The organism is Ruegeria sp. AO1, assembly GCF_056535985.1.
Map to the genome: position 1 here is coordinate 1,017,883 of NZ_JBQFJC010000001.1, position 16,721 is coordinate 1,034,603.

Here is a 16,721-nt window from a genome sequence, read left to right on the forward strand (position 1 = left end):
GTCTTGCGGCAGGACATTGAGCAGTTTTCCGCACGAGTTTTGATTTGAATCCGGGGCGTGACGCGTAGGTCGTTCACTGCTCGGATGCTCTGTGTCTTGTAGTGATCAGCGTTGTTTCCGCTATATTTGGCAAAGCCTGCGAAATGCCGCCGGTTGCTGCCTTATTTCGTCCATATTTTGTGGAATCGCGTGATTTTTGACGTGACCTTTACGCATCACATCGCTAGAATCGAAGATGGATAGGTAAAGAAAAACACCGCTTTGGCGGAACAAAAACACAGGCGGACAGAGCATGACATTGAATCTTTCGATGCCCGGGCACGACGAACTGAAGCCTCGGATTACAGTATTTGGCGTTGGCGGCGCGGGCGGTAACGCGGTCAACAACATGATTGAAAAGCAGCTGGACGGCGTGGATTTCGTCGTCGCGAACACCGATGCGCAGGCACTGCAACAAAGCCAGTCCTCAGCGCGGGTGCAGCTGGGCGTGAAGGTCACCGAAGGTCTGGGGGCAGGGGCCCGTCCTACCGTTGGCGCCGCTGCCGCAGAAGAAAGCATTGAACAGATTGTCGACCATCTCGCGGGCGCGCATATGTGCTTCATCACTGCTGGCATGGGCGGTGGCACAGGTACGGGTGCTGCTCCGATCATCGCGCAGGCCGCGCGTGAGCTGGGCGTGCTCACGGTTGGTGTCGTCACCAAGCCCTTCCAGTTTGAAGGGGCCAAGCGCATGCGTCAGGCCGAAGACGGCGTTGAGTCGCTGCAAAGGGTCGTCGACACGCTGATCATTATCCCCAATCAAAACCTGTTCCGTTTGGCCAACGAGAAGACCACCTTCACCGAGGCGTTCTCGATGGCGGACGACGTTCTGTATCAGGGCGTTAAAGGTGTGACCGATCTGATGGTCCGTCCGGGCCTGATCAACCTCGATTTCGCGGACGTGCGCGCCGTGATGGACGAGATGGGCAAGGCGATGATGGGCACAGGCGAAGCCACTGGCGAAGATCGCGCCATTCAGGCCGCCGAAAAGGCGATTGCCAACCCGCTGTTGGACGAAATCAGCCTCAAGGGCGCGAAGGGCGTGCTGATCAACATCACCGGTTCGCACGACCTGACGCTGTTCGAACTGGACGAAGCCGCCAACCGCATCCGTGAGGAAGTGGACCCCGAGGCAAACATCATCGTCGGGTCGACGCTTGATACCGCAATGGAAGGCGGCATGCGCGTTTCGGTCGTCGCAACCGGCATCGACGCCAGCGAGAAGACCTCGGAAGTTCCGGTCGCGCGCCGTTCGATGTCCGAGCCTTTGACGCGCACTGTTTCCGCTGAAGAGCCGGTCCAAGAAGAGGCACCCGCCGCAGCCGAGGCCGCGCCGGTTCAGACCGAAAACCGCGAACCGTCGTTGTTCGAAGCGGCGGAAGAGCCGGCCCCAAGCCAGTTCCAGCCGCAGGTTGAGCAGGATGATGATGGTCTTCCGCCCCCGGCCTACCAACCGCGCGTGGCCGAGTTCGAGCCGCAGCCGGAACCGGTTGAAGAGACCCCCGAAACCTACGCTGCGCCACATCAGCATTCTGCTGGCACCCCCTCGCCCGAGGCGCTGCAGCGCCTTCAGGCCGCCGTTCAGAATGTCCCCTCAGCGGCGCAGCGCCTGACGGCCACTCGGCCACAGGAACCGGCCCCTCAGCCGCAGGCAGAACACGAAGAGCGCCCCCGCTTCGGGTTCAATCGTCTGATCGACCGGATGACCGGTCACGCGGCAGATACGCCCGCGCAACCGCCGCGTCATCAGCCGCAAATGCGCCAGGCTGACGCTACGGCACCTGTCCAGGACGAGGCTGATCCGGATCAGGATCGTATCGAAATTCCGGCCTTCCTGCGCCGTCAAGCGAACTAATCGCGGTAACAAAATCATCGTAAAGGGTCGCCAAAAGGCGGCCCTTTCTTCATGATTTACAGGATCTTAAATAGCCCTGAGCAGGGTTTTGCCGATCTGTCACATTCATGTTTCATTCAGTTGCAAAGAGTGAGTTGAGCCTGAGAGGCCTCTTCCTTAACTCAGTGTCCAACACAGCCCGCATAGGCTGGACACCACGCTCTGAGGCCCATTTTGCAACATACGCTCAAATCTCCGGTTACGTTTAAAGGCGTTGGACTGCATGGCGGTCAGCCTGCAATCATGGTTCTGAAACCGGCAGCTGCCGGTCACGGGATCTGGTTCAAACGGACGGATATTGAGCTGGGCAATGCGTTGATCCCTGCAGTTTACGACATGGTCGAGCGTACACCGCTTTGCACCCGTCTGGTGAATGACGCCGGTGTTTCCGTCTCGACCATTGAACATATCATGGCGGCGCTAGCCGGGTGTGGGGTCCACAACGCCCTGATCGAAATTGATGGTCCCGAAGTTCCGATCATGGACGGATCGTCGATCGACTTTGTGCGTGGCATTATGGGGAAGGGCGTTCGCCGTCAGGCCAGCCCGGTTCTGGCCTATGAAGTGCTGAAACCCGTTACGGCGTCTCGTGAAGGGGCCAGCGCCTCGATCAAGCCTGCGGACGGGCTGATCATCGACTTCCATATTGATTTCGAAGACGCGGCCATCGGAAGCCAAACGAAAACGCTGGACATGCGCAACGGGTCCTTCGTGCGCGAACTCAGCGATAGCCGCACCTTTTGCCGCCGGATCGACGTCGAAACAATGCGTGAGAACGGCTTGGCTTTGGGCGGGACGCTGGAAAACGCGGTGGTCGTTCAAGGCACCGAGATTCTTACACCGGGCGGTTTCCGCCACGCGGATGAAGCTGTGCGCCACAAGATGCTGGACGCGCTGGGTGATTTGTATCTGGCTGGTGGCCCGATTCTGGGTCACTTCACCGGCGACAAGTCGGGCCATTCCATGACCAACACGCTGTTGCGTACATTGTTCGAAACACCTGGCGCGGTTCGTCCGATCCTTTGTTCACCCGAGCAGGCCGACCGTCTGCCCGGTCAGGGCCTGCTTGCCGCCGAAATCCCTGCTGTCGCCTGATCTGATCAACTCTGACGACATTTCCGCCAGCGGGTGGATAAGGCGTTTTGCACCGGAATATTCTGTGCTAGACCAAGGCTCGATCCGGTTAGGATCCTGTAAGTAAGACGACTAAGGATGAGCGGTATGGTTGGCAGCAAAGCGGCAGTCAGATTCGCAAGTGCGATTCTTCTGGCAGCAGTTTTGAGCGCCTGCGGCGGCGCAGGGGGCCTGTTCAGTAGCAAAGGCGCGGATCGGGATCAGAACCTTGAAGGGTTTACACCGGAACAGATTTATACGCGTGGTGAATATGAGCTGTCGCAGAATCGCTCGGACGACGCGGCGTGGTATTTCTCCGAAGTTGAGCGTCTGTATCCCTATTCCGATTGGGCTAAACGCGCGCTGATCATGCAGGCGTTTTCGTTCCACACCGACAAGAATTACGAAGAAAGCCGTGCTGCGGCTCAGCGGTATATCGACTTCTACCCAACCGACGAGGATGCGGCCTACGCGCAGTATCTTCTGGCGCTCAGTTATTATGACCAGATCGACGAAGTCGGCCGCGATCAGGGCCTGACCTTTCAGGCCCTGCAAGCGCTGCGCACCGTGATCGAGGTTTACCCGGACAGCGAATACACCACTTCTGCCGTGCTGAAATTCGATCTGGCCTTCGACCATCTGGCCGGCAAGGAAATGGAGATCGGGCGCTACTACCTGCGTCAGGATCACTACGTCGCGGCCATCAACCGGTTCCGCGTCGTGGTCGAGGACTTCCAGACCACCTCTCACACCGCCGAAGCGCTTTATCGCCTGATCGAGGCGTACCTGTCGCTCGGCCTGTTTGATGAGGCTCAGACAGCCGGTGCGATCCTAGGGTATAACTACCAGTCCTCGGAATGGTATGATGACGGGTACAAGCTGCTGACCTCGCGTGGGTTGGATCTGAAGAGCCGTGGCAACAACTGGCTCAGCACGATCTATCGCCAGACGATTAAAGGTGAGTGGTTGTAATCGCCATGTCATCAGGCTTGGGACGTTAAAGACCCGATGCTGCGCGCCCTCGATATTCGCGACATGCTGATCATTGACCGGCTGGAATTGAGTTTTCAGCCGGGCTTGAACGCGTTGACCGGTGAAACTGGCGCGGGCAAGTCGATCCTTCTGGACTCACTGGGCTTTGTTCTAGGCTGGCGTGGACGGGCCGAGCTGGTTCGCCAAGGAGCTGCACAGGGCGAGGTTGTCGCCGAGTTCGAACTGCCTGAAGGCCACCCCGCCCATGCTGTTCTGTCTGAGGCCGGTTTGCCAGGTGGCGAAGAACTGATTCTGCGCCGGGTTAACACGGCAGAGGGCCGAAAAACCGCTTGGGTCAATGATCGCCGCTGTTCAGGTGAAGTCCTCCGCGCTTTGTCGGAAACGTTGATCGAATTGCATGGGCAGCATGATGACCGGGGTCTGCTGAATCCTCGTGGGCATCGTGTGCTACTGGATGACTACGCTCAGGTCTCGGAACTATTGGCCAAGGTCCGTCAGGCGTGGTCTGAGATGTCGCGCAGCCGCAAAGCACTGGCCGAGACAGAAGCCGCTTTGGCCGCCATGCGGGCCGAGGAGGAATTCCTGCGCCATTCCGTGGCCGAGTTGGACAAGCTCGATCCGCAACCCGGCGAGGACGCAGACCTCGATGCCCGCCGCCGCATGATGCAGGGGGCAGAGCGTATCCGCGACGACGTTGCTCGCGCATTTGACCTGCTGGGAGGTGACGGGGCCGAAGGCGCGATGTCGGATGCGACACGCTGGCTTGAGGGCGTATCGGACTCGGCAGGTGGCCAGTTGGAGGAGCCGATTGCAGCGCTTGGCCGGGCCATGATTGAATTGGGCGAGGCGCAGGATGGTGTGAACGCCTGCCTTCAGGCGCTGGACTTTAACCCTGCCGAACTAGAAGCCGCCGAGGAACGTTTGTTCGCCATCCGCGCACTGGCCCGCAAACATGATGTGGCCCCAGATGAATTGGGCGCATTTGCTGATACGCTGCGTGATCGCTTGGGTAAGCTGGATGCGGGTGATGCCGATCTGGCAGATCAGTGTGCCGCGGTTGAGGCGGCACAGGCGACGTATGACTTGGCTGCGGCGGACCTTAGCGCTGCGCGTGCAGCGGCGGCTGGACAATTGGATCAGGCCGTCATGGCCGAGCTGGCACCGCTGAAAATGGAACGCGCGGTGTTTCGGACAGAAGTTACCACGTCCGATCCTGGACCCGAGGGCACCGACGCCGTGGCCTTTACGGTTGCCACCAACCCGGGCGCACCATCGGGACCGCTGAACAAGATCGCCTCAGGCGGGGAACTCAGCCGCTTTCTATTGGCGTTGAAGGTTTGCCTGTCCGGCGATGACAGCGCCCGGACCATGATCTTTGATGAGATCGACCGGGGTGTGGGCGGCGCGACGGCCGATGCGGTGGGTCGCAGGCTGGCGTCTCTGGCGCAGGGCGGGCAGGTTCTGGTCGTCACGCATTCCCCTCAGGTCGCCGCGCGCGCAGCCCATCACTGGCGTGTGCAGAAGCAGGTTACCGATGGCCAGACGCTTTCGACCGTAGTGCCGCTGGCCGAAATAGATCGCGTGGATGAAATTGCCCGCATGGTCTCGGGCGATACGATTTCAGAAGAAGCGCGCGCGGCGGCTCGCGCTTTGTTAGAGGCTTAATGCGTCTTTGGCGCAATCTGCTGGCCTGACCGTCGCTATCTTACTTTTCTCAGACCTCGCCGTGGCTTACTAAGGGTTAAGATATGATCCCCGAGAGCCAATGACCCAATCAACCCGCACCGTTCTGCGCAACCAGCTCAATCAGGCTCTGGCCGCGATCAAGGATGCGTTGCGGGTGATGCGTCGCCGAGGACCAAGCCAAATCCAGTTCTGGTTTATCGCTCTGGCGATCGGGATTGCGGCGGGGTTCATGGCGCTAGGGTTCCGCAAGGCGATCCGCGGCTTGCAGGCCTATATCTACGATACCGAGGATATCCTGCTGTTGCACAGTCATGCTGAGAAGCTGCCTTGGTTCATCGTGCTGATCATTCCGATCATCGGTGGGGTGATCGTGGGGCTGATCCTCACGCGTTTTACCGACGATGGCCGTGTCCGTTCGGTCGCGGATGTGATCGAAGGGGCGGCGGTCAGCGATGGGCGGGTTGAGACCAAGGCTGGCGTCGCTTCGTTGTTCGCCTCGCTGATCACACTCAGTACAGGTGGCTCCACAGGGCGGGAAGGGCCGGTGGTCCATATGGCCGGGGTCATCTCGACCTGGGTCAGCGACCGCATTCATGCGGACGGAATCACTGGGCGCGACCTGCTGGGCTGCGCTGTAGCTGCTGCAGTCTCGGCCAGCTTTAACGCCCCTATCGCAGGCGCGCTGTTCGCGCTTGAGGTCGTTTTGCGCCACTTCGCCGTCCACGCCTTTGCGCCCATCGTCATTGCCTCGGTCGCGGGGACGGTGATCAACCGGCTGGAATATGGCGACGTTACCGAGTTCACGCTGGATACGCCCGGTTCACTGCAATTCTACGTCGAACTGCCTGCCTTCCTAATCCTCGGGCTGATCTGCGGGTTGGTGTCCTTGCTTCTGATGCGCTCGATCTTTTTCGCCGAGGATTTCGGCAATCATGTTCAAGCCCGACTATCTTTGCCGGGATGGCTGCGCCCGGCGGTTTCGGGCGCGATGCTGGGCCTTCTTGCGATCTGGTTCCCGCATATCATTGGCGTTGGGTATGAAACGACGATCCGCGCCCTGGCCGGTGATCTGGTGCTGACTACGGCAATCCTGTTTGCGATCCTCAAGACAGTGGCGGTTGCAATTACCATGGGCGGGCGCATGGGCGGAGGCGTGTTTTCGCCTTCTCTGATGATCGGAGCGCTGACCGGGCTGGCCTTTGGGCTGATCGCCACCGGATTGCTTCCGGATGTATCGGGAACCCATACCCTTTACGCTTTTGCCGGAATGGGGGCCGTGGCTGCTGCGGTTCTGGGCGCTCCGATCTCGACCACTTTGATTGTGTTCGAATTGACCGGAGACTGGCAGATCGGTCTAGCGGTGATGGTGTCGGTGTCGATGTCCACCGCCTTGGCCTCGCGCCTTGTGGACCGGTCTTTCTTCCTGACACAGCTTGAGCGTCGCAATGTGCATCTGGCGGCGGGACCACAGGCCTATCTTTTGGCCATGCTGCGCGCTGGGGCGGTGATGCGACCGATCGGCGATGCGCGCTCGATCACCAAGGAGGAAGCGCGGTCGCTGATCGAAAAAGGCCTCTGCGTCAAAGCAAGCGCGACGCTGGAGGCGGCGATGCCTTATTTTGACCGCGATGATATTCCCTGTATCCCGGTGATCGTCATGGACGAAAACGGGACAGAGACGCCGGTTGGCGCGCTCTATCACATCGACGTTCTAAAGGCCTATAACCGGGCGCTGGCTGCGACAGCGGCCGAGGAACACTCCTAGCCGTTATACACGCTCGCCGCGTCGCCCAGGTAGTTGTCCCACGCGAACCAATAAGAGATATGCCCGGCCACGCGCGGCAATTGTGTGCCATCCGGTCCGATCAGCATCTCTTCAGACAAGGTCCATTTGCGACCGCTCTCATCGACCAGACCTCCGCCTGATGCTTTGAACCGGTGGCCCGCACGCTCGTAGGCGCGCACTGTCCGGCGGTCTGAGTTGCCGATCAGAACCAAAGGTCGATCCGCGATTGCATCGTTAATCACACGAGTTCTGTCGAAAGCGTCCAGCGGCCAGGCCCGCGCGGCGCCGAACTGGCGGATGGTGAAGATGTAGTCTTTCTGGCGATGCTCGGACTGATCCACCAAAGCTGGGAACATCAACTCGGGCGAGGCGAAATACTCGCGATACACCACGCCCGAGCCATAGTTGCGACGATGCCCGGTGCTGAGCGACAAGACGCGCGTGTCCGGGTGAGAGGTTTTCCAGCTGTCCCAGGTCGTGATCACCACGGGGCGCTGCTTCAGCTCGATCCCGCTGTCGACCAGAGGGCCCACCACTGGTTTGCCGGTATACTGGTTCCACAGCGAATGCGTCTCGCGGTCAAACATCAGCTTGTTCGATCGATACAGGAACCCCGAGGAGCCGAAGACAAACGGTTTTCGCCGCCCCTGCACCTGCGTCTCAAACAAGATGCCGGAGCCGCAGAGGGTGCAATAGGCCAGCGCCACCGGCACGCCGCCGATCACCTCGTTGAACATCTCGTGCCAGCCCATGATCCGCAGCGGGTACGCGCGCACGTCACCGTTGATCGAGACCCCAAAGACCAGATCATCATCTTTCAGATAGTCGGCTTCCGAGGCCGAGATCAGCGTCGGATTGTCCAGCGAAGGGATGCCATCCTTGCGCACGCCGCCCCAGGTGATCTCCTCCAGCCGGATCTTCATCCGCTCGCGCTGTAGATATTCGGGGCGCAGGAACAGGTCGAAATTATCGTCGATCCGCAGCAGGACCTCTCGTTTGAACGGGATCAATGAGGGGTGTGGAACGATCTGAGGGTTCTGCTCTTGCCACAGCATCCAGTCGAACCAGTCGGTGCCGAGTTGCTCGCCGGTCAGGGTCTCCATCACCTCGACGATGTCGTCCCGCCGCCGATCAGTGAAGCGCATCGCGGATATCAGGGCAGGGACCACATCCGGGTTCCCGCGCTCTACCAGAAAGGCCATCTTGGCTTCGAAATCCGTGCGACCGCCGCGCAACGTGCTGTGCAGCGCGTCCAGCACAGGGTCTTCCTGCGCCCAGCTTGTTGAGGGTGCCAGCGCGCTGGCTCCGACCATTCCAACAAATTGGCGACGAGAAACAGACATGGCACCCTCCGATCCTTTTTCGCGCTTAGTATGAGGGCAAACGCACGGCCTTGCATGAAACAGCTGCGTGATTGGCGCGTGATCACCCGCGATCGTTGATTTGAGGGGCTAGATCTGAAAAACAGAGAGGGTATTTTTCAGAGCAGATTTCCCATCACCAATGCGATGCTGGGTGGTCAGCCGCATCCCGCGCGCTCTGGCCGGCGGCGGGTTTTGTGTTTTTCCTGCCTGCGTGCGTTGCCTGACCTTGACCGCTTTGCCCATTTTCTACGTGCAATAGGTCGGACTTCCCAGTTATGCGCTCGATTTTGATCGCGACCTCTTTGCTGGCGGGGACAGCGGCTGACGAACACTCATGAGGTTTTGGTGGCGGGCGGGCCACTATGGGCTTCTCTTTGAATTGAACACATTGTCTAAAAGTGCGGTGTCTCCTAGCCTAATTGACGAACTTCTCATGAAAGTCACTCTGATTGAGGTTTGGACATGTCTTACGAACGATTTTCTTGGCTGAAAGCGGCGGTTGCGATCTCGATGATTGGTGCTGTCCCAGTTCGAGCGCAGGAGGCTCCATATGTCACCGGTTTTCTCGGTATTACCGATATGGGCGACTATGATTTTGATTTCTTCCAAACGATTCCTTCAGTCGTGGTCGGTCAGGGCACCATCACAACCGACACTGGAATATCATACGGTCTTGCCGTCGGAATGAGGGTAGCGCCAAATCTGCGGGCCGAATTCGAACTTTCACACGCCTCGAATGATACAAAGGAAATCGGCCGCCCGTTTACCCAGTACGACGGAAGCTTTGATGCGACATTCGGGATGGTAAACCTCTGGTATGACATTCCGGTGCAGGGCAGGTTTAAGCCCTATGTTGGCGGCGGGCTTGGGTTTGCGCGGGTTTCCCACGACGGTCAGTCCGGTGCTGGCGTCACATTGGTCGATGACAGTGACACCGCCATTGCAGGGCAATTGGGGTTTGGCGGCCGCTTCCAAGTAGGGGAACGCGGAAACATCGACATCGGGTACCGTTACAAGACGACCGGCGATCTTGATTTCACCACGACCCAAGTGTTCATCCCAACAGATCTGACGGATGGCCGCTACTCGTCGCACTCGCTCATTCTTGGGTACAGCTACAGTTTCTGACAGAAGTAACTAAGTACTTCCGGCCCTCAAATCTGTTCGACCTTGATCGAGTCCACCGGGTAGAAAGCTAGATAGTCTTTGAGGCCAGCCGTCTCCTTGCCGGGGGCCTCAAAGCTCCAGGCGGCGTTTTCGGTGACCGAGGACTTGTTCACGATCGAGAAATGCGTGGCATCGCCTTTGTGCGGGCAGTGGATCACCTTGTCCGTACGATCCAGGAAGGCCATCGCGATGTCAGAACGGGGGAAGTAGATCACGGGTTCCAGATCACCTTCGCGCAACTCAAGCGCGTTCGAGCTTTCGCCCAGAATGGCCCCACCGGAGCGGACGCTCCATTTGCCGGGTGCTTCGGTGATCGTGATTTCAACCATGTCTTTTCCCTCGTTTTTGTCAGGGCTTCTCCTTTGCCCATTTTATGTGACAGTCTGATGTCAGACTGGCGCAGTTGCGGCATCCAACCACAGTTGAGCGTCCTCGCCCAGCCTTGGCCTGATTTTTTCCGCAACGTCGCGGTGATAGCTGTTCAGCCAATCCCGTTCTTGTGCGGTCAGCATGGCGACCAGGATCAGGCGACGGTCGATGGGCACATAGGTTAGCGTGCGCCACTGCAACATGGCCCGTTCCACATCGCCGTCAGGAAGCGACGGTGCTTCCTCCACGACAATCAGGTTCTCAATCCGAATGCCAAACGCGCCCTCGCGGTAGTAGCCGGGTTCGTTCGACAGGATCATACCGGGCTCAAAGGGTACATGGCTGACACGCGACAGGCGTTGCGGGCCTTCATGCACGCTCAGATATGCGCCGACCCCGTGACCGACCCCGTGGTTGAAGTCCTGCCCCGCCTGCCACAGCGGCGCGCGTGCCACGCATTCGATATCGCGCCCGGCCAGTCCAATCGGCCAGCGCAGCATCGACATGGCGATCATGCCTTTCAACACGCGGGTAAAGCAGGCCTTCTCGGTCTCACCAACCTCACCAATCGCGATGGTGCGCGTGATGTCGGTGGTCCCGTCCAGATACTGCCCGCCGCTATCCAGCACCAACAGATGACCGTCCTGCAATGCGCTGTCGGTCTCTTCCGTCACGCGGTAATGCATGATCGCCCCGTTGGGGCCGGTTCCGGCGATGGTGTCGAATGAGATATCCTGTAGCGCATTGTCCCGCCGACGGGCCTCTTCCAACCGGGTCACGACCTGCGTTTCGCTGATTTGCCCCGGCGTTTGCTGATCCAGCCAGAACAGCGTTTCGACGACGGCAACAGCATCGCGTAGGTGGGCCTCGGCGCTGCCTGCAATCTCGGCCGGGTTTTTGCGAGCCTTGGGCAGGGCGCAAGGGTCGCCTCCATCAACCATCCGGTCCCCAAGCGCATCCGCCACAATCTGAGGCACTGTGCCCGGATCGACCTGAACCTTACCTTCTAGGGCAGCAACGGCGTCCAGAAATCCATCAGGCTGGTGAACCGAAACCTGAGGGCTCAGATGTTCTCCCACTTCGCCTAGTTTTGCTGCAGCCATGAACAGATCAACACGCCCGTCCGCATGCAGAATGGCAAAGCCATGGGCGACCGGGTTGTAAGCAATGTCCGAGCCGCGAATGTTCAACAACCACATGATCGAGTCTGGCAAGGTAATCACCGCCGCGCTTCGCCCGCCGTCACGCAGGCCATCAGCCAGTCGGGTGATTTTGCTCTCAGCGGTTTCCCCTGCAAACTCAATCGGATGTACCTTGACAGGGTTCATCGGAGGAGCAGGCTGATCCTGCCATATCCGATCCACCAGATTGGCACAGCGCACCAACTCAATCCCGCTTCCCTCAAGGTCCTTCTGCGCTGCTTTGATCTGCCCTGCGGCATGAAGCCAGGGATCAAATCCGACCGATCCCCCGTTCGGCAACTGCTGTTTCAACCAGCTGCTTAGGCTCACATCGGGCCAGGGCACCGGAGTGTAGTCATCGGCCACTTGCGCTTTGACCTGCGTCCGATAGCGCCCATCGATGAACACCCCGGCCACGTCCCGCAGCGCGGCGCAAAACCCGGCCGAGCCGGTGAATCCGGTCAGCCACGCCAGCCGTTCGTCCCGAGGGGCCACATACTCACCCTGATGCGCATCCGCACGCGGCACCAGAAAACCGTTCAAACCTTCGCGCTCTAGTTCCTGCCGCAAAGCAGCCAATCGCGGAGGTCCCTGTTCGGGCCGTGCTGTCACCTCAAAAGACTGAAACATACCTGCCTCCCTCAAGCCAAAGTGTGGTTTCAAGCCACCTCTTCATCTTTTTTGAAAATGTACCCGGCGGAGGCAAGGCCAGCCTCAGCTGGCCCTTTTCATCCCCATCACCCGGGCCCGCGCGCGCGGGTCGCTGTCGAACAATGCCGCCAACTGTTCGGTCATAGCACCGGCCAGCTGTTCCACATCGGTGATCGTAACTGCACGGTCATAGTACCGGGTCACGTCATGCCCGATCCCGATGGCCAGCAATTCCACCATCTTGCGCTTTTCGACCATGGCGATCACGTCGCGCAGGTGTTTCTCCAGATAGTTCGCCGGGTTCACACTGAGCGTGGAATCATCGACCGGAGCACCGTCGGAAATTACCATCAGGATCTTACGCGCCTCGCGCCGCGCCAGCATCCGGCGATGGGCCCATTCCAGAGCCTCACCATCTATGTTTTCCTTCAGCAGGCCTTCCTTCATCATCAGGCCCAGATTGGGCCGCGCCCGTCGCCATGGGGCATCGGCGCCCTTGTAAATGATATGACGCAGATCGTTCAGACGTCCCGGCTGCTGCGGGCGGCCTGCATTCAACCAAGCCTCACGGGCCTGACCGCCTTTCCAAGCGCGAGTCGTAAAGCCCAGAATTTCGACCTTCACGTTGCAACGTTCCAGCGTCCGGGCCAGAACATCCGCGCAGATGGCCGCAATCGAAATCGGACGCCCCCGCATCGAGCCAGAGTTATCCAGAAGCAGAGTCACCACGGTATCGCGGAACTCGGTGTCCTTTTCGACCTTGAAGCTCAAAGGTGTAGTCGGGTTGGCAACCACGCGCGCCAAACGACCGGCGTCCAGAATACCTTCCTCGCGATCGAACTCCCACGACCGGTTCTGCTGTGCCTGCAAACGGCGCTGCAACTTGTTGGCCAAGCGGCTGACCGCACCCTTCAACGGCTCAAGTTGTTGATCCAGATAGGCCCGCAACCGTTCCAGTTCAGCAGGCTCTGCCAAATCCTCGGCAGCGATCTCCTCGTCATGGGTGTTTAGATAGACCTTGTACTCCGGATCAGCCTCGGACGCAGGCGGAGGGGCAGGCGGCTCCAGCGGAGCCTCTCCCTCTGGCATCTCGGCCTCATCGCCCATCTCATCCTCGGCCATCTCGTCCATCGAGACTTGGGCCTGAGATTGATCCTGTTGCTCTTCCTGCGATTGCTCGGGCGTGGCGTCAGGATCCTGTTCCTCCTGATCATCCTGTCCGGTACTGTCGGGGTCGGGCTGCTCTTCGGCGTTTTCCTCGGCCTGATCTTCTTGTTCTTCGTCCAGCTCATCAGGATCATCACCCAGCTGGTCGCCATAACCCAGATCTTTGATCACCTGACGGGTGAACTTGGCGAACTCTGCCTGGTCCGAGAGGATTTCGTCGAGCTTCTCAAGCGTGCCGCCTGCCTGTTCCTCAATGTATCCACGCCAGAGGTTCATGACATTGTTGGCGGCCGGCGGCAGATCACGACCGGTGGCCAGATGCCGGATCAAATAGCCCGCAGCAACCGACAAAGGCGCGTCTGCCGGCTGCTTGCATTGGTCGTAGCCGCGCCGTAGGGCTTCATGGCTGATCTTGACATCAATGTTTGAGGCCGTACCGGGCATATCCCGCGCACCCATCGCCTCGCACCGGGCGGTTTCCATCGCTTCATAGAGGTCCCGCGCCATATCTCCGGGCGGGGCATAGCGCATATGGGTCGCGTCATCGTGATAGCGGCGCTGCAAGGCCAAGGCATCGGCAGTTCCGCGCGCCAGCAAAACCTCTTCGCGCGACATGCGGCGGGATACCTGAGGCAACCGCATTGCCTCACCCGAAAGGCCCGAGGGATCGACGGTATAACTTACGGAAAGCTCCGGATCATCGGCCATGACCTTGGTGGCCTCGGCCAGAGCTTTCTTGAACGGATCAGCAGGGTTGTCGTTCTTTTGTGCCATGTCCCCAAGCCTTTCACATTGCCGTCCCGATTTCCACTAAACAGAAATCGGGATCCGCCTTCATCTGGCTAAAAATACCTCCGCCGGAGGCATTGCGCCCGAAGTGGGCGCAATTCGGCGTCAGCCCAAGCTCACGCTCGCCGCGCTTTCCGGCAGTTCTTCGTCAAAGCAGCGCTGATAGAACTCGGCCACGGTCTGGCGCTCAAGCTCATCGCATTTGTTCAGGAAGGACAGGCGGAACGCATAGCCCACATCGCGGAAGATCTCGGCGTTTTGGGCCCAGTTGATCACGGTCCGGGGGCTCATCACGGTTGACAGGTCGCCATTCATGAAAGCGGTCCGGGTCAGATCGGCAACGGTGACCATCTGGCTTACGGTCTTGCGGCCCTCGGCGGTGTTATAGAGCGGCGCTTTGGACAGCACGATCATCGTCTCGGCATCGTGGCTGAGGTAGTTCAGCGTCGAAACCAGAGACCAGCGGTCCATCTGCGCTTGGTTGATCTGCTGCGTACCGTGATAGAGGCCGGTTGTATCGCCCAGACCCACAGTGTTTGCGGTGGCGAACAGGCGGAAATTCGGGTTCGGAGTGATAATCTCGTTCTGGTCCAGCAGGGTCAGCTTGCCGTCATGCTCCAGAACGCGCTGGATCACGAACATCACGTCCGCACGGCCTGCGTCGTATTCGTCGAACACGATGGCGACAGGGTTGCGCAGGGCCCAGGGAAGGATGCCTTCGTGGAACTCGGTCACCTGCTTGCCATCGCGCAGCTTGATCGCATCCTTACCGATCAAGTCGATCCGGCTGATGTGGCTGTCCAGGTTTACACGCACGGCGGGCCAGTTCAGACGGGCGGCAACCTGTTCGATATGGGTCGACTTACCTGTGCCGTGATAGCCCTGGATCATCACTCGGCGGTTGTGTGCAAACCCTGCCAGGATCGCCAAAGTCGTCTCCGGGTCGAACTTGTAGGTCGGGTCAATCGCGGGCACCCGGTCGCTACGTTCCGCAAAACCTTTGACCGCCATGTCGGTATCAATGCCGAACACGTCACGGACCGAGATCTCTTCGGTGGGTTTTGCATTGATATCAATCGATCCGTCAGCCATTCGTCTTGTCCTTATCCTTAGGCCCGTCTTGCCGGGTTTGAACCCGTGTGTGGTGCAACATATTCCGACCAAGGGCAAGGGAAAGCCGCGCGCTAAAAACGCTGACAGGATGTTTCTTATCAACTGGCCTTATCTGCGGGAAGGGCGGGGTAACGTTAGAGTGTCGATGAGCAAGCGGCTCTGGTTGGGTTCTTCAATAAATCGTCAACCTTAGGCAAACCCGATGTCTCTATTCGCGCGGCAACTACAGCAAGTCGCGGTCTGGGCTCGCGCTTGAGTTCCTACTCAAGGACAAGTTTGAGGGCCCGTTCATTCAATCATCGTTAAGAGGGCACCTCACTCCGAGACGGACAGGGATTTAAATTCAAGAAATTAAATATTTCTTTGAATGAGCCTAACTGGAAGGTAAAATGAGCAAAGTTCGCATGTGTAATGGGCTATATGTAGGGGGTTAAGGTGTTCGCGATATCCTCTGTTAAATCAGGGCGGCTTCAATTGTTACCTGTTGGCGACCGGCAAGGTGCAGTGAATGCCTTTTGACGCGACCCTCTACTCGGTGAACGAGACCGGCGGCACGGGCAACCTCATAGTTCAAGGATCAACGACACCTGCGATTATCTCAGGGCAAACGGTTTCTTTAGATGGCGGCACGACCTTCGTACCCTACACCTATCTCGGTCAGGGGAACTATCGCGGGACAAGTGAAACCGCGGATTTTATCCAAGTAGGTGGGCAGATTTACGCTTTCAATAGTGTCGATCCGACCGGGTCTCTCAGCACCGGGAATTGGGAGATCACCGTGAGTGACCTCGACCCGGTCAACCCGCCTTGTTTTGTAGCCGGAACCCTAATTGATACAGAGAGCGGGTCACGCCCTGTAGACTCTTTGATGGCTGGGGATCGGGTTTGTGTGTCAGGCGGTCAAACCTTGCCGATCATCTGGATAGGCAAAAGAACTCTCAGCGCGAACGCGTTGCGCAAAAATCCAAAGTTCAGGCCCGTCCGGATTCAGCGCGGCGCTTTGGGCGATGACCTGCCCAGCCAAGACTTATTTGTTTCCCCCCAGCATCGGATTGTGCTGGAAGGTTGGCGGGCCGAGCTTCTTTTTGGCGAGCCTCGGGTTTTTTGTGCCGCAATACACTTGGTGAACAATGGTTTGATCCGTCAGATGCCGCCTGAAGCACCAGTAACTTACTTCCACATTGCCTGTAGTCGGCACGTGGTCCTTTCGTCACATGGTTTGCAAAGCGAAAGCTTGTTCCTTGGTGATCTTGCGTTGAAATCATTCCAACGCGAAGACGTGGAGGAATTGCGCGCCTTGTTTCCCGAGCTTAGCAATCAGGCGTTGGTGCAGCGACAGCGCACAAACTTGCGTTGTCTAAAGCGACCCGAAGCAGAAGTATTGCGGGATTTGTTGCCAGGGTAAGAGC

13 protein-coding genes are annotated in these 16,721 nt (G+C 58.8%); 7 read left to right on the forward strand and 6 right to left on the reverse strand.

From position 1 onward, the window contains the following. Positions 1–292: 292 nt before the first annotated feature. The 5 genes from ftsZ to ACR3FB_RS05045 all read left to right on the forward strand — a co-directional run bounded on the left by ftsZ (position 293) and on the right by ACR3FB_RS05045 (position 7,490). Positions 293–1,894 carry a cell division protein FtsZ gene (gene ftsZ / locus ACR3FB_RS05025; RefSeq protein ID WP_425084970.1) on the forward strand — a complete coding sequence of 534 codons (1,602 nt, stop codon included), beginning with the start codon at positions 293–295 and terminating at the stop codon, positions 1,892–1,894. 213 nt (positions 1,895–2,107) lie between these two features. Beyond that, positions 2,108–3,028 carry a UDP-3-O-acyl-N-acetylglucosamine deacetylase gene (gene lpxC / locus ACR3FB_RS05030; RefSeq protein ID WP_425084971.1) on the forward strand — a complete coding sequence of 307 codons (921 nt, stop codon included), beginning with the start codon at positions 2,108–2,110 and terminating at the stop codon, positions 3,026–3,028. 126 nt (positions 3,029–3,154) lie between these two features. Further along, positions 3,155–4,018, forward strand: a complete 864-nt coding sequence (locus ACR3FB_RS05035; RefSeq protein ID WP_425084972.1) for an outer membrane protein assembly factor BamD — start codon at positions 3,155–3,157, stop codon at positions 4,016–4,018. A gap of 36 nt (positions 4,019–4,054) precedes the next feature. Next, a complete protein-coding gene (gene recN, locus ACR3FB_RS05040) occupies positions 4,055–5,704 on the forward strand; it encodes a DNA repair protein RecN (RefSeq protein ID WP_480564663.1) in 1,650 nt (549 codons plus the stop codon). 100 nt (positions 5,705–5,804) lie between these two features. Next, on the forward strand, positions 5,805–7,490 hold the full coding sequence (locus ACR3FB_RS05045) for a chloride channel protein (protein WP_480564666.1): 1,686 nt from the start codon (positions 5,805–5,807) through the stop codon (positions 7,488–7,490). Here the strand turns inward: ACR3FB_RS05045 and ACR3FB_RS05050 are convergent. Further along, the gene (locus ACR3FB_RS05050; RefSeq protein WP_480564669.1) at positions 7,487–8,854 is read right to left on the reverse strand and encodes a DUF3179 domain-containing protein; all 1,368 of its coding nucleotides are present in this window, start codon (positions 8,852–8,854) and stop codon (positions 7,487–7,489) included. The genes ACR3FB_RS05045 and ACR3FB_RS05050 overlap by 4 nt on opposite strands. A 108-nt stretch (positions 8,855–8,962) precedes the next feature. Beyond that, positions 8,963–9,118, reverse strand: a complete 156-nt coding sequence (locus tag ACR3FB_RS05055) for a hypothetical protein (RefSeq protein ID WP_480564672.1) — start codon at positions 9,116–9,118, stop codon at positions 8,963–8,965. Between the two features lie 219 nt (positions 9,119–9,337). On the opposite strand from ACR3FB_RS05055, the gene ACR3FB_RS05060 reads away from it, so the two are divergent. Then, entirely contained in the window at positions 9,338–10,003 is a 666-nt protein-coding gene (locus tag ACR3FB_RS05060; RefSeq protein ID WP_480564675.1) for an outer membrane protein, read from the forward strand. 26 nt (positions 10,004–10,029) lie between these two features. On the opposite strand, the gene ACR3FB_RS05065 is transcribed toward ACR3FB_RS05060, so the two are convergent. The 4 genes from ACR3FB_RS05065 to cobS all read right to left on the reverse strand — a co-directional run bounded on the left by ACR3FB_RS05065 (position 10,030) and on the right by cobS (position 15,291). Next, positions 10,030–10,371, reverse strand: a complete 342-nt coding sequence (locus ACR3FB_RS05065) for a DUF427 domain-containing protein (RefSeq protein WP_170375024.1) — start codon at positions 10,369–10,371, stop codon at positions 10,030–10,032. A gap of 60 nt (positions 10,372–10,431) precedes the next feature. Beyond that, the gene (locus ACR3FB_RS05070; RefSeq protein WP_480564678.1) at positions 10,432–12,222 is read right to left on the reverse strand and encodes an aminopeptidase P family protein; all 1,791 of its coding nucleotides are present in this window, start codon (positions 12,220–12,222) and stop codon (positions 10,432–10,434) included. Positions 12,223–12,306: 84 nt separating this feature from the next. Beyond that, on the reverse strand, positions 12,307–14,184 hold the full coding sequence (gene cobT, locus ACR3FB_RS05075) for a cobaltochelatase subunit CobT (RefSeq protein ID WP_480564681.1): 1,878 nt from the start codon (positions 14,182–14,184) through the stop codon (positions 12,307–12,309). Between the two features lie 120 nt (positions 14,185–14,304). After that, positions 14,305–15,291: a cobaltochelatase subunit CobS gene (gene cobS, locus ACR3FB_RS05080; protein WP_480564684.1), complete on the reverse strand. Its 987-nt coding sequence runs from the start codon at positions 15,289–15,291 to the stop codon at positions 14,305–14,307. Positions 15,292–15,820: 529 nt separating this feature from the next. On the opposite strand from cobS, the gene ACR3FB_RS05085 reads away from it, so the two are divergent. Beyond that, a complete protein-coding gene (locus ACR3FB_RS05085) occupies positions 15,821–16,717 on the forward strand; it encodes a Hint domain-containing protein (protein WP_480564687.1) in 897 nt (298 codons plus the stop codon). The last annotated feature ends 4 nt before the right edge of the window (positions 16,718–16,721 follow it).

Excerpts from the sequence above, each read along its gene's own strand:
- ACR3FB_RS05060 (WP_480564675.1), top strand. The coding sequence starts at position 9,338 with ATGTCTTACGAACGATTTTCTTGGCTGAAAGCGGCGGTTGCGATCTCG.
- ACR3FB_RS05050 (WP_480564669.1), bottom strand. The coding sequence starts at position 8,854 with ATGTCTGTTTCTCGTCGCCAATTTGTTGGAATGGTCGGAGCCAGCGCG.
- recN (WP_480564663.1), top strand. The coding sequence starts at position 4,055 with ATGCTGCGCGCCCTCGATATTCGCGACATGCTGATCATTGACCGGCTG.
- ACR3FB_RS05070 (WP_480564678.1), bottom strand. The coding sequence starts at position 12,222 with ATGTTTCAGTCTTTTGAGGTGACAGCACGGCCCGAACAGGGACCTCCG.
- ACR3FB_RS05065 (WP_170375024.1), bottom strand. The coding sequence starts at position 10,371 with ATGGTTGAAATCACGATCACCGAAGCACCCGGCAAATGGAGCGTCCGC.
- ACR3FB_RS05045 (WP_480564666.1), top strand. The coding sequence starts at position 5,805 with ATGACCCAATCAACCCGCACCGTTCTGCGCAACCAGCTCAATCAGGCT.
- cobS (WP_480564684.1), bottom strand. The coding sequence starts at position 15,291 with ATGGCTGACGGATCGATTGATATCAATGCAAAACCCACCGAAGAGATC.
- ACR3FB_RS05035 (WP_425084972.1), top strand. The coding sequence starts at position 3,155 with ATGGTTGGCAGCAAAGCGGCAGTCAGATTCGCAAGTGCGATTCTTCTG.
- cobT (WP_480564681.1), bottom strand. The coding sequence starts at position 14,184 with ATGGCACAAAAGAACGACAACCCTGCTGATCCGTTCAAGAAAGCTCTG.
- ftsZ (WP_425084970.1), top strand. The coding sequence starts at position 293 with ATGACATTGAATCTTTCGATGCCCGGGCACGACGAACTGAAGCCTCGG.
- ACR3FB_RS05055 (WP_480564672.1), bottom strand. The coding sequence starts at position 9,118 with ATGGGCAAAGCGGTCAAGGTCAGGCAACGCACGCAGGCAGGAAAAACA.
- ACR3FB_RS05085 (WP_480564687.1), top strand. The coding sequence starts at position 15,821 with ATGCCTTTTGACGCGACCCTCTACTCGGTGAACGAGACCGGCGGCACG.